General features: G+C 77.9%; 1 protein-coding gene. It reads right to left on the bottom strand.

The window, feature by feature from the left end; translation table 11 throughout:
* A partial coding sequence (locus E1283_RS36755) for a condensation domain-containing protein (RefSeq protein WP_243745364.1) occupies nucleotides 1-710 on the bottom strand: 710 nt, incomplete at both ends.

Genomic DNA, 710 nt, shown 5'->3' on the forward strand with positions numbered 1-710 from the left:
CCACGGCGGGGCGGAGCGGCACGGCGGTGGCCAGGGGGCCGAACAGCCGGTCGATGTCGGGGAGTCGGTGGTCGCGTCCGGTGACCGCGAGCCCGAGGACGAGGTCCCGGCGCCCGGTGAGGGCGGCCAGCGCCCGGTAGTAGGCGGTCAGGACGGGGGCGTAGGTCGTGGCGCCGACGGTGGCGGCGAGGCGGCGGAGTCGGCCGGTCAGCCCGGCGTCGAGGGTGACGCCGGCGGAGCCGAACCCGCCGCCGCCCGGGCCGGGTTCCGGCCGCTGGTAGGGGGCGTCGTGGCGGGCCCGCCAGGCGTCGGCCACCGGGTCCCGGAACGGGGCCCGGAACGGGGCCCGGCCCGGGTCCTGGTGTTCGAGCAGGGTGACGTACTGGCGGAACGTGGCGCGTGGCGGCGGGGGTTCGGCCTGGTCGGCGTGGCCGGCCTGGTCGGCGAACCGGTCGTAGGAGGCGAGGAGTTCGCGGCCGAGGAGCGCGGCGCTGTAGCCGTCGCCGATGAGGTGGTGGGCGTGGACGAGGAGGGTGTGCTCCTCGGGGGCGGTGGTCAGCACCCGCAGCCGCAGCAGCGGCCAGGCCCACGGTTCGAACCGGCGGGCGCGTTCGTCCGCGACCCGGTCCGCGACCAGGTCGGGCGACGGCAGCGACTCGAACTCGACCGGGAGCCGCAGCGCGGGCGGCAGTTCCTGCTGGACGGGTGGG

Source organism: Streptomyces hainanensis, assembly GCF_004348415.1.
GTDB lineage: Bacteria > Actinomycetota > Actinomycetes > Streptomycetales > Streptomycetaceae > Streptomyces > Streptomyces hainanensis.